Source organism: Rhodovulum iodosum (assembly GCF_041020385.1).
In the GTDB taxonomy this organism is placed as follows: Bacteria; Pseudomonadota; Alphaproteobacteria; order Rhodobacterales; family Rhodobacteraceae; genus Rhodovulum; species Rhodovulum iodosum.
On record NZ_JBEHHI010000001.1, the window covers coordinates 127,340 to 147,214 of the forward strand.

A 19,875-nucleotide genomic window follows, 5' to 3' on the forward strand; every position below is an offset into this window, starting at 1 on the left:
CTTGCGCACACCGGTGGAAAAGTCTAATCTGAACTCGTCGGTTCATAAATTTTTCCCCAATACGGCCGGCGAAGCTTGCACGGCACGGCGCAATGCCCCATTTCCGCCCGAAGAGGCGCCCCGCTGCGAACATGAGGCCCCGCGGTTCATGCGACTGATTTCGATCCTGACCGCCATTCTGGTCTCCGTCACGCTTTACCTGATGGTGATGGAACGCGAACGGGTGCGCGCCTTTGCCGGGGCCGAGCCGCCGTCCGCCGACACCTCACAAGGCGCGCAGTCGGCGCAGGCCGCACAGCAAGCCGCCAGTGAAAAACCCCGCATCGGCGTTGTGGCGATGAAGAGCCAGGCCCAGACGGTGCGCGGCACCGTGCGCGTGCGCGGCCGGACCGAGGCCGCGCGCGAAGTCGACGTCCGCGCCGAAACCTCGGGGCTGGTGCTGTCGGAACCGCTGCGCAAGGGGGCCGAGGTGGCCGCGGGCGACACGCTGTGCCGGCTCGATCCGGGCACACGCGCCTCGACGCTCGCCCAGGCCGAGGCGGCCTATGACGAGGCGCAGACCAGCCTGCCGCAGGCCCGCGCCGCCGTCGCCCAGGCCGAGGCGCAGGTGCACGAGGCCGAGATCAACTACAACGCCGCCGAGAAGCTGTCGGAAAAAGGCTATGCCTCCGAAACCCAGCTCGCCGCGGCGGCCTCGGCGCTCTCCACCGCGCGGGCCGGGCTTGTGCAGGCCGAGGCGGGGCTCGAATCCGCCCAGACCGCGATCCGCACCGCCGAGTCCGCCGTCGCCTCGTCCCGCAAGGACATCGAGCGGCTGACCATCGACGCGCCTTTCGACGGCCTTTTGGAATCCGACACCGCCGAGCTGGGCGCATTGCTGCAGCAGGGATCGCACTGCGCCACGGTGATCCAGCTCGACCCGATAAAGCTGGTGGGCTTCATCCCCGAGACCGAGGTCGACAAGGTGCAGCTTGGCGCCACGGCCGGGGCGAGGCTCGCCACCGGGCGCGAGGTGAGCGGCAAGGTCACGTTCCTCAGCCGTTCGGCCGACGAGGCCACGCGCACCTTTCGCGTGGAGGTCGCCATCGAAAACCCCGACCTTGCCATACGCGACGGCCAGACGGTGGAAATCGTGATCGCCGCGCCCGGCCGCTCGGCGCACCTGCTGCCGCAATCGGCGCTGACGCTCAACGACGACGGCCATATCGGCGTGCGGCTGGTGGGCGATGACGGACGCGCGCATTTTGCCCGGATCGAGGTTCTGCGCGACACGCGCGACGGGATCTGGGTGACCGGCCTGCCCGAGGCCGCCGACGTCATCGTCGTCGGCCAGGAATTCGTGACCGACGACGTACCGGTGGATGCTGCCTATCGCGGGGCCGGGCAATGACCGGCCTCATCGACTGGGCCGCTGCCCGGGCGCGGATGGTGATCGCCTTCGTGGTGCTCTCGATCCTCGCGGGCGCCACCGCCTATGTAAGCCTGCCCAAGGAAGGCGAGCCCGATATCGAGATCCCGGCGCTTTTCGTGTCGGTCCCGTTCCCGGGCATCTCGGCCGAGGATTCCGAGAAGCTGCTGATCAAGACCATGGAAACCGAGCTGTCCGATCTCGACGGGCTCAAGACCATGACCGCCACCGCCCGCGAGGGCTATGCCGGCGTCGCGCTGGAGTTCGAATTCGGCTGGGACAAGACCAAGATCATCGCCGATGTGCGCGACCGGATGAACACCGCCGAGGCGAATTTCCCGGACGGCGCCGAGAAATACTCGATCAACGAAATCAATTTCTCGGAATTTCCGATCATCGTCGCCACCCTGTCGGGCCCGGTGCCAGAGCGCACCTTGCTGCGCCTCGCCAAGGACTTGCAGGACCGGCTCGAAAAGCTCGAGCCGGTGCTCGAGGTCGCCTTGGCCGGCCATCGCGACGAGATGCTGGAGGTGGTGATCGACCCGCTCAGGCTCGAGGCCTACAACGTCACCGCCGGAGAGCTGATCTCGGTTGTGCAAAACAACAACCAGCTGATTGCCGCCGGCGAGGTGGAAACGCCCACCGGCACGTTCTCGGTCAAGATCCCCTCGTCGTTCGATGCCGCGCGCGACGTCTACGCGCTGCCGGTCAAGACCAACGGCGACCGGGTGGTAACGCTCGGAGAGCTTGCCGATATCCGCCTGACCTTCGAAGACCGCCAATCGACCGCACGGTTCAACGGCCAGCCCGCCGTCGCACTGCAAATCGTCAAGCGCAAGGGCTTCAACATCATCGACACCGCCCAGCTGGTGCGCGACGAGTTGGACACTGCCCGTGATCTGTGGCCCGAGGACCTTCGCCGCGCGGTCGAGATGTCGACCTCGCTGGACCAGTCGACCACCGTCGCCTCGATGGTCCGCCAGCTCGAAGGCTCGGTGCTGACCGCCATCGCGCTGGTGATGATCGTCGTTCTGGCCTTTCTCGGCACCCGCTCGGCGCTCTTGGTCGGCTTTGCCATTCCCACCTCTTTCCTTTTGTGTTTCGTGCTGCTGGGCCTGATGGACGTGTCGGTGTCGAACATCGTCATGTTCGGCCTGATCCTCGCCGTGGGGATGCTGGTCGACGGCGCTATCGTGGTGGTGGAATACGCCGACAAACGCATTTCCGAAGGCGTGGGTCCGATGCACGCCTTCACCGAGGCCGCCAAGCGGATGTTCTGGCCCATCGTCAGCTCCACCGCCACCACGCTCTGCGCGTTTCTGCCCATGCTGTTCTGGCCCGGCGTGCCGGGCGAGTTCATGGGGATGCTGCCGGTCACGCTGATCTTCGTTCTCTCGGCCAGCCTGATCGTCGCGCTGATCTACCTGCCTGTGGTGGGCGGTGTGGCGGGGCGCTTTTCGCGCATCCTGTGGCGGACGACCGACATGGTGCGCCACCTGCCGTGGATCGTCCGCGCCGCGATGGTGCCGGTGGCGCTCTACATCGTGTTTCTCGGCGCGATGCAGCTCATCAACCCGGGCTACCTGGCCCCGGGGCTGGCCCGGGTCCCGGCGGCGCTGGCCATCCTGCCCGGCGCGGCGCTGTTTCTGGCCGGGCTCATGCTGAGTTCCATCGCGGTCAACGCGGCCAAGCTGCCCCGGCGCCAACGCCCCATCGAGACCGCCAGGCGGCGCACGCTGTTCGGCTGGGCGATCCGCTTCATCACCGCCAACCCGGTGATGCCGCTGGTTGCCATCGCCGCGGTGATCGCCTTCGTGGTCTCGATCTTCATGGCCTACGGGCAAAACAACAGGGGCGTGGAATTCTTCGTCGAATCCGAGCCCGAACAGGCGATCATCTATGTCCGCGCCCGCGGCAACCTCTCGCTGGCGGAAAAGGACGCGCTGGTGCGCGAGGCCGAGGCGGTGGCGCTGGGCCACCGCGCGGTCAAGTCGGTCTTTGCCTTCTCCGGCGAGGGCGGGCTCGACACCAATACCGGCGGCGCCTCGCCGCCCCTCGACACGGTCGGGCAGGTGCAGCTCGAACTCATCCCCTGGGAGGACCGCGAGAGCGACCCCAGCCTCGACGGCGACCGCGTCCTCGACGAGATCGAGGCCAGCCTCGCCAAGATCCCGGGTATCAAGACCGAAATCCTGGCCCAGTCGCGCGGCCCGGCCTCGGCCAAGCCCGTGCACCTGCAGGTCAGCGGCGACAACTGGGAGGCGCTGACGCAAGCCACCGAGATCGTGCGCACCCGGTTCGAAGAGACCGAGGGGCTGACCGATGTCGAGGACACGCTGCCCCTGCCCGGCATCGACTGGCAGATCGACGTCGACGTGGAACAGGCCGGGCGCTACGGCGCCAACGTGTCGGCGGTGGGCGCGATGGTGCAACTGGTGACGCGCGGCATCCTGCTGGACACGATGCGCGTGCCCTCCTCGGACGAGGAGATCGATATCCGGGTCCGCCTGCCCGAAAAGGACCGGCTGCTGTCGACGCTGGACACGCTCAAGGTGCGCACCGAGGCGGGGCTGGTGCCGCTGTCGAACTTCGTCACCCGGACCCCGGTGGAAAAGCTGGGCCGCATCAACCGGGTCGATGGCGAGCGCTATTTCGACATAAAGGCCGGCGTCGCCGACGGGCTGACCAACCCCGACGGCACGCCGATCAACGCCAACGACCGCATCGCCACTCTCACCGAATGGCTGGAATCCGGCCCGCTGCCGGCCGGCATCGACTGGGAATGGACCGGCGACCAGGAAGACCAGGCCGAATCGCAGGCGTTCCTGTCCAAGGCCTTCGGCGCGGCGCTGGCCTTGATGTTCATCATCCTGCTGGCGCAATTCAACAGCTTCTACAACGCGACGATGGTGCTGCTGGCCGTGGTGCTGTCGGTTACCGGCGTGCTGATCGGGATGATGGTCATGGGTCAGCCCTTCTCGATCATCATGACCGGCACCGGCATCGTGGCGCTGGCCGGGATCGTGGTGAACAACAACATCGTGCTGATCGACACCTACCAGGAATACGAACGCTACATGCCCCCGCTCGAGGCCATCGCGCGCACCGCCGAGGCGCGCATCAGGCCCGTGCTGTTGACCACCGTCACCACCATGGCGGGCCTTTCCTCGATGATGTTCGGCCTCAGCTTCGATTTCCTCAACGGCGGCTATTCCATCGACAGCCCGACTGCGCTGTGGTGGAAACAGCTCGCCACCGCGGTGGTCTTCGGCCTGGGCATCGCCACGGTGCTGACGCTGGTCTTCACCCCGGCGCTGCTGGCGCTGCGGGTCTGGTTCAAGGCGGGCGCCTACGGGTCGTGGCGCCGGCTCCAGGCGCTGGCGATGGGCCGCGAAAGCGTGCCCGCGCGCGACCTCGCGCTCAACCGCGCCGCGCGCCGGATCAAGTCGCCCGAACTCATCTGGCCGCTGGGCGACTGGCCGCAGGTCTACGACGACGCGGCCGAGGGCCCCTCGGCCGACGATCTGCGCCGTGTGCTGGACGCCCGCGACCCCGAAGCCGAGGACAAGGACGCCCCGCCGCGGGGCAAGCCGCCGCTGCGCGCCGCCGAATAGCGCGCCGGCTGTCCGTCCGCGATGGATAGGGTCGTGGCATCGCGGCCCGAGGCCCTGGCGAGGGCTCAGGCGGCTTCCTCGTCGCTGTCTTCGCCGGCCTGCTGGCGCTGCCACATCGCGGCATAGCGCCCGCCGCGCGCCACCAGCCCCTCGTGGGTGCCGCGTTCGACCACCTGGCCCGCCTCCAGCACCACGATCTCGTCGGCGTCGACGATGGTCGACAGCCGGTGCGCGATGGCGATCACCGTGCGCCCCTCGCCCATCGCCTTGAGTTGCGCCTGAATGCCCGCCTCGGTCTCGCTGTCCAGCGCCGAGGTGGCCTCGTCCAGCAGCAGGATCGGCGGGTTCTTGAGCAGCGTCCGGGCGATCCCCACCCGCTGCTTCTCGCCGCCCGACAGCTTGAGCCCCCGCTCGCCCACCGTCGTCTCGTAGCCATTGGGCAGGGACTCGATGAAATCGTGGATCTTGGCCGCCTTCGCCGCGGCCTCGATCTCGGACCGGGGCGCCTCGGGGCGGCCATAGGCGATGTTGTAATAGATCGTGTCGTTGAACAGCACCGTGTCCTGGGGCACCACGCCGATATGCGCGTGCAGGCTGTCCTGCGTGACGTCGCGCAGGTCCTGCCCGTCGATCATCAGCGCCCCGCCGGTCACGTCGTAGAACCGGAACAACAGCCGCCCGATGGTCGACTTGCCGGCCCCCGAGGGCCCCACGATGGCCACCTTGCGCCCCGGCGGCACGCTCAGCGACACGCCCTTGAGGATCGGCCGTTCCGGGTCGTAGCCGAAATGCACGTCGCGGAGCTCCACCGCGCCGCCTTGCACTTTCAGAACATCCGCGCCGGGTTTATCGGTCACTTCTGCCGGTTGCTCTAACAAATCGAACATTTCGGCCATATCGACCAGACTTTGCCGGATTTCGCGGTAGACCGTGCCCAGAAAGTTCAGCGGCATGGTGATCTGGATCATGTAGGCGTTGACCATGACGAAATCGCCCACGGTCAGCTGCCCCGCCTGCACCCCCATGGCGGCCAGCACCATCACCCCCACCAGCCCCGAGGTGATCAGGAAGGACTGGCCGAAATTGAGGAAGGCCAGCGACAGCGAGGTCTTGATCGCCGCCTCTTCGTAGCCGGCCATAGCGCTGTCGTAACGCTCGGCCTCGCGCGCCTCGGCGCCGAAATACTTCACCGTCTCGAAGTTCAGCAGGCTGTCGATGGCCTTCTGGTTGGCGTCGGTATCCTGCTCGTTCATCTTGCGCCGGATCTGCACCCGCCACTCGGTCACCTTGAAGGTGAACTGGACGTAGAGCGCGATGGTCAGAACCACGATCGCCAGGTACCAGACGTCGAACACGACGAAGAAGATCACCGCGACCATGGTGAGCTCCAGCACCAGCGGCCCCACGCTGAACAGCATGAAGCGCAGCAGGAACTCGACCCCCTTCACGCCGCGCTCGATGATCCGGCTGAGGCCCCCGGTCTTGCGGGTGATGTGGTAGCGCAAGGACAGCGCGTGGATATGGGTGAAGGTCTCCAGCGCCAGCCGGCGCAACGCCCGCTGGGCGACCCGGGCGAAAAGCGCGTCGCGCAATTGCTGAAAGCCCACGTTCATCAGCCGGGCCATGCCATAGGCCACGGTCAGCCCGACCGCGCCCACGGCCAGCATCATCGCGTCGCTGCCGCCCTCGCCGGTCAGCATGTCCACCGCCGCCTTGTAGAGAAACGGCGTGCCCACCGACACCAGCTTGGCCAGGATCAGCGCCGTCAGCGCCAGCACGACGCGCCGCTTGGCCCAGGCCTGCCCCTCGGGCCACAGATAGGGCCCGACCCGGCGGATCGTCCGCCAGCCCTTCTGGCGGTCCAACTTGGCGAAATCGGGGGAAATCTGGCTAGGCGACATCGACGGGCTCCTGGCGGACGGGCGCCCGCCAGACTATGGCGCGGGGCCGGGAAAGGCCAGCGGCCTAATCGGCCGCTTCGGGCAGTTCGAAGACCTGCCCCGGATAGATCAGGTCGGGGTCGCGGATCTGGTCGCGGTTCGCCTCGAAAATGCGCACGTAGAGAATGCCCTCGCCATAACGCCCGCGCGAAATGCCCCAAAGCGTGTTGCCCGGCTGGACGGTGATGAGCGAGACATCCTCGTCGCCCTGGGCCTCTGCCGCGCGGGCCAGCGCGTCGGGCGCCTCGCGCTGGAACGGCGTCTCGAAGCGGGCGGTCACCTCGCCCCCGGCCCCGACCTGGTCGGCCCGCAGCCGGTAGCGGCCGGGCGCGACCCCCGAGAGGCTGACCCGCCAGCGCCCGTTCGCGCCGACCGTGCGTTCGGCCAGGCGGGTATTGTCGAGGTACAGGCGCACGGTCTCGCCCTTGACGCCCCGGCCCGAGACGGTCAGGTCGCCCGCCGCCCCGTAGGAAATCGCGTCGATCATCAGGCCCGGCGGGGCATCGGGGGCGTCTGCGGGGCTGGCGGGCTGCAACAGGCGCACCGCGCCGCCCTCGGCCAGCAGCACCGCCGGCGCGCGCGCGGGCGCCGCGGGCGTGGCCTCTTCAGGCACGGGGTCGGGCACCGGCGCGGGGACCCCGGCGGTTTGCGGCGCTGTGCCGGGGCCGCCCGGGGCAGGCGGCGTGGCGCCGGGGGCGGTCGCGGGCGGCGTTGCGGGCGGCACGGGTCCGGGGGCGGGGGCGGCGGCGGTGTCGGGCGCGGCGTCCGGTGCGGGGGATTGGGCGGGCGGGCCCGCGCTCTCGGGGTCGGGGGCCATGCCGGGCGCGGGCGCCGGGCCTGTCTCCTGCGGGGCGGCGGCGGCGAGCCTGTCGGCCTCGGGGCCTGCCGGCGGCGCAACCGCAGCGGGCGCCGGGCCTGCGGCATCGGGCGTGTCGGCGCCGGCAGTGGCGACGGTCGCCGCCGGGGCCGCCGGCGCCAGGATCACGCGCGAGGACGACCGCACGCGACGCCCGTCCGCAAGCTGCATCTCCAGCTCGACCACGCGCGGCTCGGCGCTGGGGGCAAGGTCGAACAGCGCGACGAAGCGGCCAGTCCGGTCGGTCTGGGCGCGCGCCACCTCGTGCGTGGCCACCAGCACGGTGACGGTCGAGCCGGGCGCGGCCCGGCCTGCGACCAGCGCGTTGCCGTCGGCGGCCACGCGGACCACGTCAAAGCCCGGCGGCGCGGGCTCGGGGTCGGCGGCCGGATCGGGCGGGGTCGCGACCGGCGCGACCTCGGGCAGCGGCATTTGCGGGGCGGTACGGGGGGCGGGCGTCTGCGCGGCGGTGTCGCGGCCGGCCGGGCCGGCCTCGGGCGGCGCCGCACCCTCGGTCTCGGGGCCGGGCCCCATGGCGGTCTGCGGCGCGGACGTGTCCATTGGCCGCTCAGCGCCCGGCATCAAGCCGCCGCGCCAGACCGCCAATGCGACGGCCCCCGCCGCGAACAACAGCAGCGCGATTGCGATTGCGGCGCGGCGCCCTCCTATCGCGCGGTCCTTTTGCATGGTCCAACCCCCGGCGCGCCAAAGCCTTTCAGGCGCGCTTGCGAGACCATAGCAACCCCGCTATCAGGGGTCCATATTCCACGGCTCCGAGTCCCATGCCCGCCCCTACCCGATCCGTCTGCGTTTTCTGCGGCTCCCGCGATGGCCGCAACCCCGGCTACGCCGCCGCCGCCGAAGAGGCCGGAAGGGCGCTGGCGGCCGAGGGCTGGCGGCTGGTCTACGGGGCCGGCGACGTCGGGCTGATGGGGCGTATCGCGCGCAGCGCGCAGGCCGCCGGCGGCACGACATTCGGGGTGATCCCGGTGCACCTTTTCGACCGCGAGGTGGGCAAGCGGGACCTGTCGACCTTCATCGTCACCGAGAACATGCACGAGCGCAAGAAGGTCATGTTCATGAATTCCGACGCGATCGTGGTGCTGCCCGGCGGCGGCGGGTCGCTGGACGAATTTTTCGAGGTGCTGACCTGGCGCCAGCTGGGCCTGCACGAAAAGCCCATCATCCTGCTCGATACCGCCGGCTTCTGGCAGCCGCTGACCGCGCTGATCGACCATTTCATCGCCGAGGGCTTTGCCGAACCCTCGTTGCGCGATTACGTCCGGGTCGTCGCCTCGGTGACCGAGCTGACCGAGGCCCTGCGCGCCGCCCTGTCCTGACGCAGGCTTTCGCCCGAATAGAGCAGCAGCGCCGTCCAGATCAGCCCGAAGGCCATCGCGTGCCACGGCGTGAACGGCTCTCGAAAGGCCAGCGTCGCCACCAGGAATTGCAGCGTCGGGTTGAGGTATTGCACCAGCCCCACCGTGGCAAAGCTGACCCGCTTGGAGGCAAAGGAGAACAGGATCAGCGGCGTCGCCGTCAGCGGGCCCGACGCCATCAGCAGCAGGCTGTCGCCCCAATCGGCCCCGAACGCGCCGAGACTGCGGCCCGTCAGCCCCGTCCAGCCCTGCACATGGACACCCCAGAGCCAGATCAGCGCGAGCGGCGCCAGGAGCAGCACCTCGGTGGTGACCGACACCACCGGCCCGGCGTCCACGCCCCGCTTGATCAGCCCGTAAAGCCCGAAGGTGGCGGCCAGCACCAGCGACACCCAGGGCGCCGCCCCCAGCCCCCATGTCAGCCCGGCCACGGCCAGCGCGGCCAGCACCACGGCCACCCATTTCGCCGCCGAATGCCGCTCGCCCAGAAAGACGAAGCCCAGCATCACCGCCACCAGCGGAAAGATGTAATACCCCAGGCTCGCCTCGACGGCGCGGCCGATCTGGATCGAGTAGATGAAAAAGAACCAGTTGGTCGAGATGAAGAGCGCGGCCATCGCCACCAGCCCCAGCGCCCGCGGCCGGGAAAACAGCGCGCCCACCAGCCCCAGCCGGCCCTGCACCAGCAGGACCGCCGAGAAAAAGACCAGCGACCAAAGCGTGCGGTGGCTGAGCACCTCCAGCGGCGGCACATGGGACAGAAGCTTGTAATAGAGCGACGACAGCCCCCAGATGCAGCAGGCCGCAACCATCGCCAGAACGCCTTTTTTCGCCTCGTCCATCGCCCGCTCCGCCACCGACGCTCGGGCTTACCCCATCCGCGAGGGCTGCGCCACGGGGGCGTGGCGGGTATGTGCCATGGCCTGGCCCAGGTCGTCGCGTAAACCTCGCCCGTTCCCGGTCCTTGCCAGGGGTCGAACTGGCAGGGAGCCTAAGGAACACTCCGGCGGGCGCGGCCCTCGCCGCGATGCCGGCACTGGCCGTGACGCAGGGCATGCGCATCGCCGAGCGCGCGCGGTCGACCGGTTGCGCGCAACGCCATCGGCCCAAGGGCAAGTCATGCGGCTTTCACGCAGAGCAATTCCTGGACCAGGGCGCGCCGGACCGGACCGGGCTGCAAAAGGCCAATGGTGTGTTGCCCGTGGCCGAGCTTTACGCGCTGATCGTGAAAGGCCGGCGCCACAGGCAGATCGAGACCGCCGAAACCGAAACGGCCGCCCCTGCCGGGCGGCCGTCTCTTGCGCAGTCAGGGTCGGGGCGATCAGGCCTTGGACAGGCGCTCGGCCACGTTTTCCCAGTTGACCAGGTTGTCGAGGAAGTTGGTCAGGTAGGCCGGGCGCTTGTTGCGGAAGTCGATGTAGTAGGAATGCTCCCACACGTCGCAGCCCAGAAGCGCGGTCTGGCCGAAGCAGAGCGGGTTCACCCCGTTCTCGGTCTTGGTCACCTTCAGCGTGCCGTCGGTGTCGACCACCAGCCAGCACCAGCCCGAGCCGAACTGGCCCGCGCCCGCGGCGGCGAAATCTTCCTTGAACTTGTCGACCGAGCCGAAGGCGTCGGCGATGCGGGATTCCAGCTCGGACGGCATCGCCCCCTTGCCGGGGCCCATCATTTCCCAGAACTGGCAGTGGTTCCAGTGCTGGGAGGCGTTGTTGAAGATGCCATTCTGGGCGACCGCGCCAGCCTGATAGGTACCCTTGATGATCTCTTCGACCGGCTTGCCCTCCCACTCGGAGCCCGAGATCAGCTTGTTGCCGTTGTCGACATAGGCCTTGTGGTGCAGGTCGTGGTGATATTCGAGCGTCTCTTTCGACATGCCGTTGTCGGCGAGCGCATCGTGAGCGTAGGGAAGATCGGGAAGTTCAAAAGCCATATCTCGTGCCCCTCTGTTGTTGCGGCGTATGCATGCGGCATACGTGTGTCTAAACGTCTCATGGGTCAACCCTTCAGCGGGCGGGTTGTTCCCTCGCGGCCTGCGGCGGTCAGTAATAGCCCACTTCGCCCCCGGGCGCGGCGGCGGTGCCGAGCAGATCGAACGCGTAGCGCGCGACCGAGCGGAAGCACATGACGCCGAAGGCCCCGTCGCCGCCCAGCCAGATGGCGGCGGGCACCTGGGCCAGCCGGGTGCGGCGGAAGCTGCCGGTCGGGAATACATCGGGGGCGAAATCGACCGGGGCGAGCTTGGCCAGCACATCGCGCGCGCCGGGCCCCGACACGCGGAAAAGCGCACGCGCGTCCGATACATCGGCCAGGAGGTGCGGCGCATCGGCCAGCACATCGCGCATTTCGGCCAGCACCGGCGCGGCCTCGGCGCCGGGCAGGAAAAGCAGCACCTCGTCGGGCGCCATCCAGGCCACCGCGCCGCCGCCCCCGGCCTCGACAATGGTGCCGGGGCCGCCGGGCTCGACGCCCAATGCCCGGTGCACGGCCCCGCGCAGGGGGCTCTGCCCGAGATCGCCGCGCAGCGTGATCATGCCGCGCGCGGGCAGCGCCTCGATACGGGCGATGCCGTCGAACCGGGCGGGCCCGAGGGGCGTTTGCGGCTCAGACATTCTGCTTCTCCCCATCCGGGTCGTAGAAGACCGGGCTGACGATGCGGGCCGCGATGGCCTTGCCGCCCACATCGCCGAATTCGATCACCTCGCCCAACCGGTCGGGGCCATGGCGGACCAGCCCCATGGCGATGCCCCGCCCCAGCGTGGGCGAGAAATAGGTCGAGGTCACGCGCCCTTGGGTGTTGCGCTGGCGATTGGCGTTCACCCCCTTGTCCAGCGCATAGGCCCCATCGGGCAGGACCGAGCCGTCCAGCGTTTCCAGCCCCACCAGCTTCCACCGCTCGGGGTCGGTCATGTGGCTGCGCTCCTGCGCGCGCTTGCCGATGAAATCGGGTTTTTTCTTCGACACCGCCCAGTCGAGCCCGAGATCCTGCGGGATCACGGTGCCGTCGGTCTCGTCGCCGATCATGATAAAGCCCTTCTCGGCCCGCATGACATGCAGCGCCTCGGTGCCGTAGGGCGCAACGCCCAGATCGGCCCCGGCTTCAAGACAGGCATCCCAGAACTGCCGGCCCCGGTTTGCCGGCACCGCCACCTCGAAACTGAGCTCGCCCGAAAAGGAAATGCGGTAGACCCGCGCCGGGATGCCGGCAACTTCGCCCTCGGCCCAGCCCATGAAAGGCAGTGCCTCCTTGGCAAGGTCCATGCCGCCCAGACGGTCGAGCAATTGCCGCGCCTTGGGGCCGACCACGGCGACCTGGGCGTAGTGCTCGGTCACGTTGGCGGTGTAGGCCTTGAGGTCCCACCATTCGGTCTGGAGCCATTCCTCCATGTGCTGGTGCACATGCTCGGCCCCGCCCGAAGTGGTGTGGCAAAGGAAGGTCTGCTCATCGAGGCGCACAACCACGCCGTCGTCCATGAGAAAGCCGTTCTCGCTGCACATCAGCCCATAGCGGCAGCGGCCCTGTTTCAGGGTCGACATCATGTTGGTGTAGATGCGGTCGAGGAATTCGGGCGCGTCAGGCCCCGAGACGAGGATCTTGCCCAGCGTCGAGGCGTCGAGCAGGCCGACATTCTGCCGTGTGTTCGTCACCTCGCGGCGCACCGCGCGGGCGATGCCCTCCCCCTTGGCCGGGTAGCAATAGGGGCGGCGCCAATGGCCCACGGGCTCGAACCGGGCGTCGTTGTCTTCGTGCCAGTCCTGGATCGGCGTGCGGCGCAGCGGCTGAAAAAGATCGCCCTGCGCCTCGCCGGCCAGCGCGCCCAGCGGCACCGGGCTGTAGGGCGGGCGGAAGGTGGTGGTACCCACCGCCGGAATATCCGCGCCCAGCGCATCGGCCAGAATAGCCAATCCATTGATATTGCTGAGCTTGCCCTGATCCGTCGCCATGCCGAGCGTGGTGTAGCGCTTGGCGTGCTCGACGCTTTCATAGCCCTCGCGGGCGGCGAGCTGGATGTCCGACACCTTCACGTCGTTCTGGTAGTCGAGCCACATCTTCATGCGCAGTTCGGGGCCTGCGCCGGCGGGCATCATCCAGACCGGCAGCAGGGCCGACTCGACGGGGGCCTCGGCCGGGGCGGGCGCGATCTCGGCCTCGGCGCCCAGCGCCATTGCCGCCGCCTTGCCCGCCGCGGCGGCGTCTTCCATGCACGGCCCGGCGGCCAGCGCGCCATTGGCCGCGCCGGCGGCCCGGACGATGGGGATGCCGTCGGCCCCGATGGGCGCGCGGGCCGGGTCGGGGCGGAACATCGCCTGTCCCGCGTCCCAGTTCAGCTTGCCCCCGCAATGGGACCACAGATGCACAACGGGCGACCAGCCGCCCGACATCGCCACCGCGTCGCAGGCGATGGTCTCCAGCACCTGGCCCTTGCCGTTCTGGGCGCAAATGGCCACGCCCGTGACGCGCTTGCCGCCCTTGACCCTGGCAACGCCGGTGCCGGTCTCGACCCTGAGCCCGCGGTCGCGCGCGGCGCGGGGCAGCGGGCCGTCGGCCTCGGCCCGCGCATCGAGGATGGCGGGCACCGCGAGCCCGGCATCGGCCAGCGCCAGCGCGGTGCGGTAGGCATCGTCGTTATTGGTCACGATCACCGTGCGCGCACCGGACGCCACGGCCCAGTTGACCGCGTAGTCGCGCATCGCCGAGGCCAGCATCACGCCGGGCACGTCATTGCCTGCAAAGGCGAGCGGACGCTCCAGCGCGCCGGTCGCGGTGACGACCTGCCGCGCGCGGATACGCCAGACCCGGTGGCGCGGACCCGGCGCGCCGGGCGCATGGTCACAAAGCCGCTCGTCGGCCAGCACATAGCCGTGGTCGTAGACGCCCGCCCCCATGCAGCGGCTGCGCAGCGTGACGTTTTCCATCGCCTCCAGCTTGGCAAGGGTTTCGGCCACCCAGTCGCCGGCGGGCTTGCCCGCCAGGCTCACCCCGTCGACCGGCGCGCGCCCGCCCCAATGCGGCATCTGCTCGATAAGCAGCACCCTGAGCCCCGCCTGCCCGGCGGCCAGTGCCGCCTGCAGCCCGGCCACGCCGCCGCCCACCACCAGCACATCCACGAACGCGTAGAAATATTCGTAGCGGTCGGCATCGCGCTCGGCCGGGACGCGGCCCAGCCCTGCCGACTGGCGGATGAAAGGCTCGTAGACATGTTTCCAAAAGGCGCGCGGGGCGAGGAAGGTCTTGTAGTAAAACCCCGCCGGCAGGAACCGGGCGAGCCGCGCGTTGACCGCCCCGACATCCAGTTCCAGGCTGGGCCAGTGGTTCTGGCTGTCCGCGGTCAGCCCCTCGTAAAGTTCGGTGACCGTGGCGCGCTGGTTCGGCTCGAACCGGCCGCCCTGCCCCACGCCCATCAGCGCGTTGGGCTCTTCGACGCCCGAGGTCACGGGGCCGCGCGGGCGGTGATACTTGAACGACCGTCCCATGAGCATCTTGTCGTTGGCCAGAAGGGCGCTGGCCAGCGTGTCGCCGGCATAGCCCTTGAACGGGTAGCCATCGAAGGTGAAGCGGCGGGGCTGGCTGCGGTCGATCAGGCGGCCGCCGGTCTCGAGGCGCAGGCTCATCGCGGGCCCTCCCTGCGCCAGCCGGGCCGGCGCGCGTCGATCGCCGCGAGGATGTCCTCGGGCGGGGCGCTCACCTGAGCGGAGTAGGTGCCGAATACCTCAAGCGTGACGGTGCAGCGCGCGGCGTGGAACCACTTGCCACAGCCATGGGCATGGCGCCAGCGTTCGAAATGAACGCCCTTGGGATTCTCGCGGAGGAAGAGGTAGGTCTCGAAATCCTCATCCGAGGATCCCGGCCCCTGCCGGACCAGATGGGCCTCGCCCCCGGGGGCGAGTTCGGTTTCCTCGGCCTCGACGCCGCAATACGGGCATCTCAGAGACAGCATTGCGCCCCCCTTGTCTGGAATTGGGTCAGACGGGCGGGGGCGCTGCGGAGCGTCCCCTTAGTCTGCGGGCAGCGGGTAGACCGCCACATCGTTGCCGCCGGTGTTCTTGGTATAGATCGTGCCGGCAGCAAGCCCGAGCAGAAGCGGGAGCAACAGCCCGAAGGCAAGCCCCAACCAGATCGGCGAACTCTTGGGAAGGAGGTAAACCTCGTTCTCGTCAGACATGTGCAACTCTCCCGAATAGGCTCGCGCCAACTTAGGCGATGGGCCGGGCGGGTCAAGGCGACCTGATGTGCCACGGGGTGCGGCGCGACGTCATAGGGCACAGGCGCCGCTATCGCGTAAGGCCCTGTGCCGCGGAGAGTTTCGCAAACGGCCCGCGCGACGGCAACGGCGAAATTCCCCCGCGTCCGGCGCCCGGCCCACGCGCCGACGGCAGCGGCCCGTTCGGTTACGGATCTCGTGGCGCGCCGCATCAATGCGCCACCCCCGCGGCCACGCTTTCGTCGATGAAGCGGCCCTCGCGGAAGCGTTCCAGCCCGAAGGCCGCGGCCAGCGGCCCCGGCTCGCCCTTGGCCACCAGTTGCGCCATCGCCCAGCCCGAGCCCGGGATCGCCTTGAAGCCCCCGGTGCCCCAGCCGCAATTGATGAAGCAGTTGCCCAGCGGCGTTTTCGACAGGATCGGCGAGCGGTCGCCGGTCATGTCGACGATGCCGCCCCATTGCCGGAGCATTTTCAGCCGCGAGATGATCGGGAAGGTCTCGCACAGCGCGCGCACGGTTTCCTCGACATGCTGAAAGCTGCCGCGCTGGGTGTAGTTGTTGAACCCGTCGGCGCCGCCGCCGATCACCATCTCGCCCTTGTCCGACTGGCTCATGTAGCCGTGCACGGTGTTGGCCATCACGACGACGTCCATGCAGGGCTTGATGGGTTCGCTGACCAGCGCCTGCAACGCCACGCTTTCGATCGGCAGGCGGAACCCGGCCATCTCGGCCAGAACGCCCGAATGTCCCGCCACCACTATGGCGAGCTTGCCGCAAGAGATCGCGCCCTTGGTGGTCTCGATGCCCTTGACCTGCCCGCCCTCCGACCGGATCGCCGTGACCTCGCAATTCTGGATGATGTCCATCCCCATCGCCGAACAGGCCCGCGCCAGGCCCCAGGCCACAGCGTCGTGCCGGGCGGTGCCGCCGCGCGCCTGCCAGAGCCCGCCCAGCACCGGGTAGCGCGGGCCGTGGATGTTCATGATCGGCACCAGTTCCTTGACGCGCCTGGGCCCGATGAACTCGGTCGGGATGCCCTGCAACGCGTTGGCCTGCGCAGTGCGTTTCCAGCCGCGCACCTCGTGCTCGGTCTGGGCCAGCATGATCACGCCACGGGGGCTGAACATGATGTTGTAGTTCAGGTCCTGGCTGAGCGTCTCGTAAAGGCTGCGCGCCTTTTCATAGAGCGCGGCGGAGGGGTCCTGCAGGTAGTTCGAGCGGATGATGGTGGTGTTGCGGCCGGTGTTGCCGCCGCCCAGCCACCCCTTCTCGATTACCGCCACGTTCTTCACCCCGTGGGTCTTGCCCAGATAATAGGCGGTGGCCAGCCCGTGCCCACCGGCGCCGATCACGATCACATCGTAGTGAGCCTTCGGCGCGGGCGAGTCCCACGCACGCGCCCAACCCTGGTGGTAGCGCGCGGCCTCGCGGGCCACGGCGAAGGCGGAATAACGTCTCATCCCCACGGGCGACTCTCCTAGTGAAGCCTTGAACGGCAAGCCCTTCGGGCCCTTACATGCGCCATCGGCGCCCAGGGACCGCGACGGGCAGCGGCATGCCGTGAGAAGAACGCGACATCGCCCCGGGTGCAAGACCCGGCAACCCGGATTGCCCCTTTCGGACGGCCCCCATGCGTAATAGATGAGCGTCAGATAAGGGAAGAGGACTTGTCCATGACGTTCTGGTTGGCCGCCCTCGGGGCGGGTGGGATGATCGCGCTCATTCTGGTCGTCACGCTGTTGCGCGGGCGGGCTGGTGCGGCACCGGCCGCGGCCTACGATCTGCAGGTCTACCGCGAGCAGTTGCAGGAGGTCGAACGCGACCTCGCCCGCGGCGTCATCACCGAGGACGAGGCAAGCCGCATCCGCACCGAGGTGTCGCGGCGGGTGCTGGAGGCCGACCGAAAGCTCAAGGCACAAGAGAGCGCGGGCCGGGCACCGCAGGGGGCCAGCATCGTGGCGGGCGTGCTGGCGCTGACGGTACTGACGGCGGGCGCCTTCGCGCTTTATTCGCGGATCGGCGCGCCGGGCTATCCCGACCTGCCGATGGCCAAGCGCATCGCCGCCGCCGACGCGCTGCGCGAAAACCGACCCTCGCAAGCCCGGGCCGAGGACGAGGCCCCGCCACTGCCCGGCCTGTCCGAGCCCGACCCCGAGCATGTAGAGCTGGTCGAAAAGCTGCGCAGCGCGGTCGCTGAGCGGCCCAACGACGTGCGCGGGCAGGTCCTGCTGGCGCGCAACGAGGCGGCACTGGGCAATTTCAACGCCGCCTACACCGCGCAGCAAAGGGCGATCGAGCTGAAAGACGGCGGCGCCACCGCCGAGGACTACGCCACTTTAGCCGACATGATGGTGCTGGCCGCCGGCGGCTATGTCTCGCCCGAGGCCGAGGCGGTGCTGATGCAGGCGCTGGGGCGCGACCAGTCCAACGGCACCGCGCTTTATTACTGGGGGCTGATGCGGCTTCAGACCGACCGGCCCGACCTCGCCTTCCGCACCTGGCGCGGGCTGTTGCAGCAATCCGCCCCCGGCGACCCGTGGTACCGCCCGATCCGCGAGCAGATCGAGAACCTCGCCCAGATGGCGGGCGTGCGCTACACCCTGCCGCCCGAGCCGGACGCCGCGCCGCCCCTGCGCGGCCCCAGCGCCGAGGATGTCGAGGCGGCGCAGGAGATGACGCCGGAACAGCAGCAAGAGATGATCCGCGGCATGGTCGCGCGGCTTTCCGACCGGCTGGCCAGCCAAGGCGGCAGGCCGCAGGAATGGGCGCAGCTTCTCAACGCGCTGGGCGTGCTTGGCGACACCGACCAGGCCGGCGCGATCTGGGCCGAGGCGCAGCAGGTCTTTGCCGGGCAGCCGGAGGCGCTGGAAACCGTGCGGCAGGCGGCCGTGCGCGCGGGCGTGGCCGAGTGAGCGTCGTCGACACGGTCGAGGAACTCGCCACCGCCCTGCCCCGCGGACGGGCGCTGATCGGGCTGGACCTGGGCGACAAGACCATCGGCGTGGCGGTCTCGGACACGTCGTGGTCGGTGGCCTCTCCGCTGGAAACCATACGGCGCAAGAAATTCACCCTCGACGCGGCCCGCGTGATGGAGATCGCCGGCCACCGCGCGGCGGGCGGCATCGTGCTGGGCCTGCCGCGCAACATGGACGGCAGCGAGGGGCCGCGCTGCCAGTCGACCCGCGCGTTCGCGCGCAACCTGTCGCGGCTGACCGAGCTGCCCATCGGTTTCTGGGACGAACGGCTGTCCACCATGGCCGCCGAGCGCGCGCTGCTGGAGGCCGACACCTCGCGGCGCCGCCGCGCCGAAGTGATTGACCACGTGGCCGCCGCCTATATCCTGCAAGGCGTGCTCGACCGCCTGCGCAATATCGGAGCCACGCCATGAGTGACGAAACGCCGGCCCGCCCGGCCGCGGGCATCGCCAGCCCCTGCAACCGGGTCTGCACCGTCGACCGGGCCTCGCGGCTGTGCACCGGCTGTCTGCGCACGATCGACGAGATCACCCTCTGGACGCGAATGAGCGACGCCGCGCGCCAGGAGGTGATGGCCGAGCTGCCCGCGCGCGCACACCGGATCGGGCAAAGGCCCTAGGCGCGCTCAGACCCCCAGCGCCTTTCGCAGCATGTTCGCCGCGACAACGACCACGAAGATGGCGAAGATCTTGCGCAATAGCACCGGGTTTGTCCGGTGCGCCAGCCTGGCGCCCAGCGGCGCGGTGATCATCGTCATCGACACCACCACCAGGAATCCCGGCAGGTTGACCGCGCCGAAGGTCAGCGGCGGGCGCATCGCCTCGGGGATGGCGATCATCAGGAACCCCGCGACCGAGGGCACCGCAATCAGCGCACCGAATCCCGCCGCCGTGCCCACCGCCCGGTGGATCGGCAGGCCGTAAAGCGTCATCAGCGGCACGCCCATCACGCCCCCGCCGATGCCCATCAGCACCGAGAGAAACCCCACCACCGCCGACATCATGGCACGCAGCGCCCCGCCGGGCATCGCCGCGCCCAGCCGCCAGTCGCGCCGCCCGAAGGCCAGGTAGAGCCCCAGGACCAGCCCGAGCCCGCCGAAGATGCCCTGCAACACCACCGACCGCAGCGACGCGGCCGCCAGCACGCCCACCAGCGCCCCCAGCGCGATCCCCGGCGCCCATTTGCGCAGGATCGACCAGTCGACGGCCCCCTTCGCATGGTGGCTGGCGACCGAGCGCAGCGAGGTGAAGATGATCGTGGCCAGCGACGTCGCCAGGCAGATCTGCATCAGGTAGGGGCTGTCATAGCCCAGCGCGGAGAACGCGTGGAACAGCGCCAGGACGATGATGATCCCGCCGCCCACGCCGAGAAGGCCGGCCAGAAGGCCCGCGAGCGCCCCGACGGCCAGCAAGAGCGCCAGAAAGGGCAGGAATTGCGCAAGGTCCGGCATCGCCGCCCCCTTTTCGATGGTCTGCGGCGAGGTAAAGCGCCTTCGCCCGCGGGC

The 19,875-nt window shown here is 69.2% G+C and carries 16 protein-coding genes; 6 read left to right on the forward strand and 10 right to left on the reverse strand.

The annotated features are described in order from the left end of the window. The first annotated feature begins 148 nt into the window (after positions 1-148). On the forward strand, positions 149-1,390 hold the full coding sequence (locus tag Ga0609869_RS00605) for an efflux RND transporter periplasmic adaptor subunit (RefSeq protein ID WP_125404045.1): 1,242 nt from the start codon (positions 149-151) through the stop codon (positions 1,388-1,390). Next, positions 1,387-5,022, forward strand: coding sequence for an efflux RND transporter permease subunit (locus Ga0609869_RS00610; RefSeq protein ID WP_125404046.1), 3,636 nt, complete (start codon positions 1,387-1,389; stop codon positions 5,020-5,022). The genes Ga0609869_RS00605 and Ga0609869_RS00610 overlap by 4 nt, the downstream gene beginning before the upstream one ends. Positions 5,023-5,087: 65 nt before the next feature. Here the strand turns inward: Ga0609869_RS00610 and Ga0609869_RS00615 are convergent, their stop codons facing one another. Then, positions 5,088-6,923, reverse strand: a complete 1,836-nt coding sequence (locus tag Ga0609869_RS00615) for an ABCB family ABC transporter ATP-binding protein/permease (protein ID WP_125404047.1) — start codon at positions 6,921-6,923, stop codon at positions 5,088-5,090. A 64-nt stretch (positions 6,924-6,987) separates the two neighbouring features. Beyond that, complete coding sequence (locus Ga0609869_RS00620; RefSeq protein ID WP_125404048.1) at positions 6,988-8,379, reverse strand: LysM peptidoglycan-binding domain-containing protein; 1,392 nt, start codon at positions 8,377-8,379, stop codon at positions 6,988-6,990. A gap of 221 nt (positions 8,380-8,600) precedes the next feature. Here Ga0609869_RS00620 and Ga0609869_RS00625 point away from each other — a divergent pair, with 221 nt between their 5' ends. Continuing rightward, positions 8,601-9,158: an LOG family protein gene (locus Ga0609869_RS00625; protein WP_125404049.1), complete on the forward strand. Its 558-nt coding sequence runs from the start codon at positions 8,601-8,603 to the stop codon at positions 9,156-9,158. Here Ga0609869_RS00625 and rarD read toward each other — a convergent pair. The 7 genes from rarD to Ga0609869_RS00660 form a co-directional block, all read right to left on the reverse strand. After that, the gene (gene rarD / locus Ga0609869_RS00630; RefSeq protein ID WP_125404050.1) at positions 9,095-10,039 is read right to left on the reverse strand and encodes an EamA family transporter RarD; all 945 of its coding nucleotides are present in this window, start codon (positions 10,037-10,039) and stop codon (positions 9,095-9,097) included. The genes Ga0609869_RS00625 and rarD overlap by 64 nt on opposite strands. A 479-nt stretch (positions 10,040-10,518) precedes the next feature. Continuing rightward, complete coding sequence (locus Ga0609869_RS00635; RefSeq protein ID WP_125404051.1) at positions 10,519-11,127, reverse strand: superoxide dismutase; 609 nt, start codon at positions 11,125-11,127, stop codon at positions 10,519-10,521. A 109-nt stretch (positions 11,128-11,236) separates the two neighbouring features. Further along, entirely contained in the window at positions 11,237-11,806 is a 570-nt protein-coding gene (locus Ga0609869_RS00640) for a sarcosine oxidase subunit gamma (RefSeq protein WP_125404052.1), read from the reverse strand. After that, positions 11,799-14,807, reverse strand: a complete 3,009-nt coding sequence (locus Ga0609869_RS00645) for a sarcosine oxidase subunit alpha family protein (protein WP_125404053.1) — start codon at positions 14,805-14,807, stop codon at positions 11,799-11,801. The genes Ga0609869_RS00640 and Ga0609869_RS00645 overlap by 8 nt, the downstream gene beginning before the upstream one ends. After that, positions 14,804-15,133: a sarcosine oxidase subunit delta gene (locus Ga0609869_RS00650; protein WP_125404054.1), complete on the reverse strand. Its 330-nt coding sequence runs from the start codon at positions 15,131-15,133 to the stop codon at positions 14,804-14,806. The genes Ga0609869_RS00645 and Ga0609869_RS00650 overlap by 4 nt, the downstream gene beginning before the upstream one ends. Before the next feature lie 57 nt (positions 15,134-15,190). Next, positions 15,191-15,358, reverse strand: a complete 168-nt coding sequence (locus Ga0609869_RS00655) for a hypothetical protein (protein WP_170168780.1) — start codon at positions 15,356-15,358, stop codon at positions 15,191-15,193. A 250-nt stretch (positions 15,359-15,608) separates the two neighbouring features. Beyond that, positions 15,609-16,856: a sarcosine oxidase subunit beta family protein gene (locus Ga0609869_RS00660; protein WP_125404055.1), complete on the reverse strand. Its 1,248-nt coding sequence runs from the start codon at positions 16,854-16,856 to the stop codon at positions 15,609-15,611. 213 nt (positions 16,857-17,069) lie between these two features. On the opposite strand from Ga0609869_RS00660, the gene ccmI reads away from it, so the two are divergent. Genes ccmI through Ga0609869_RS00675 form a run of 3 tightly spaced genes read left to right on the forward strand, consistent with a single transcriptional unit; the run spans position 17,070 to position 18,990 of the window. Then, on the forward strand, positions 17,070-18,308 hold the full coding sequence (gene ccmI / locus Ga0609869_RS00665) for a c-type cytochrome biogenesis protein CcmI (protein ID WP_125404056.1): 1,239 nt from the start codon (positions 17,070-17,072) through the stop codon (positions 18,306-18,308). Then, complete coding sequence (ruvX, locus tag Ga0609869_RS00670) at positions 18,305-18,784, forward strand: Holliday junction resolvase RuvX (RefSeq protein ID WP_125404057.1); 480 nt, start codon at positions 18,305-18,307, stop codon at positions 18,782-18,784. The genes ccmI and ruvX overlap by 4 nt, the downstream gene beginning before the upstream one ends. Next, positions 18,781-18,990 carry a DUF1289 domain-containing protein gene (locus Ga0609869_RS00675; protein WP_125404058.1) on the forward strand — a complete coding sequence of 70 codons (210 nt, stop codon included), beginning with the start codon at positions 18,781-18,783 and terminating at the stop codon, positions 18,988-18,990. Before ruvX ends, Ga0609869_RS00675 begins: the two co-directional genes overlap by 4 nt. A 6-nt stretch (positions 18,991-18,996) precedes the next feature. Here the strand turns inward: Ga0609869_RS00675 and Ga0609869_RS00680 are convergent, their stop codons facing one another. After that, positions 18,997-19,821 (reverse strand): sulfite exporter TauE/SafE family protein, encoded by an 825-nt coding sequence (locus Ga0609869_RS00680; RefSeq protein ID WP_125404059.1) that lies wholly within the window; start codon positions 19,819-19,821, stop codon positions 18,997-18,999. Between the last annotated feature and the right edge of the window lie 54 nt (positions 19,822-19,875).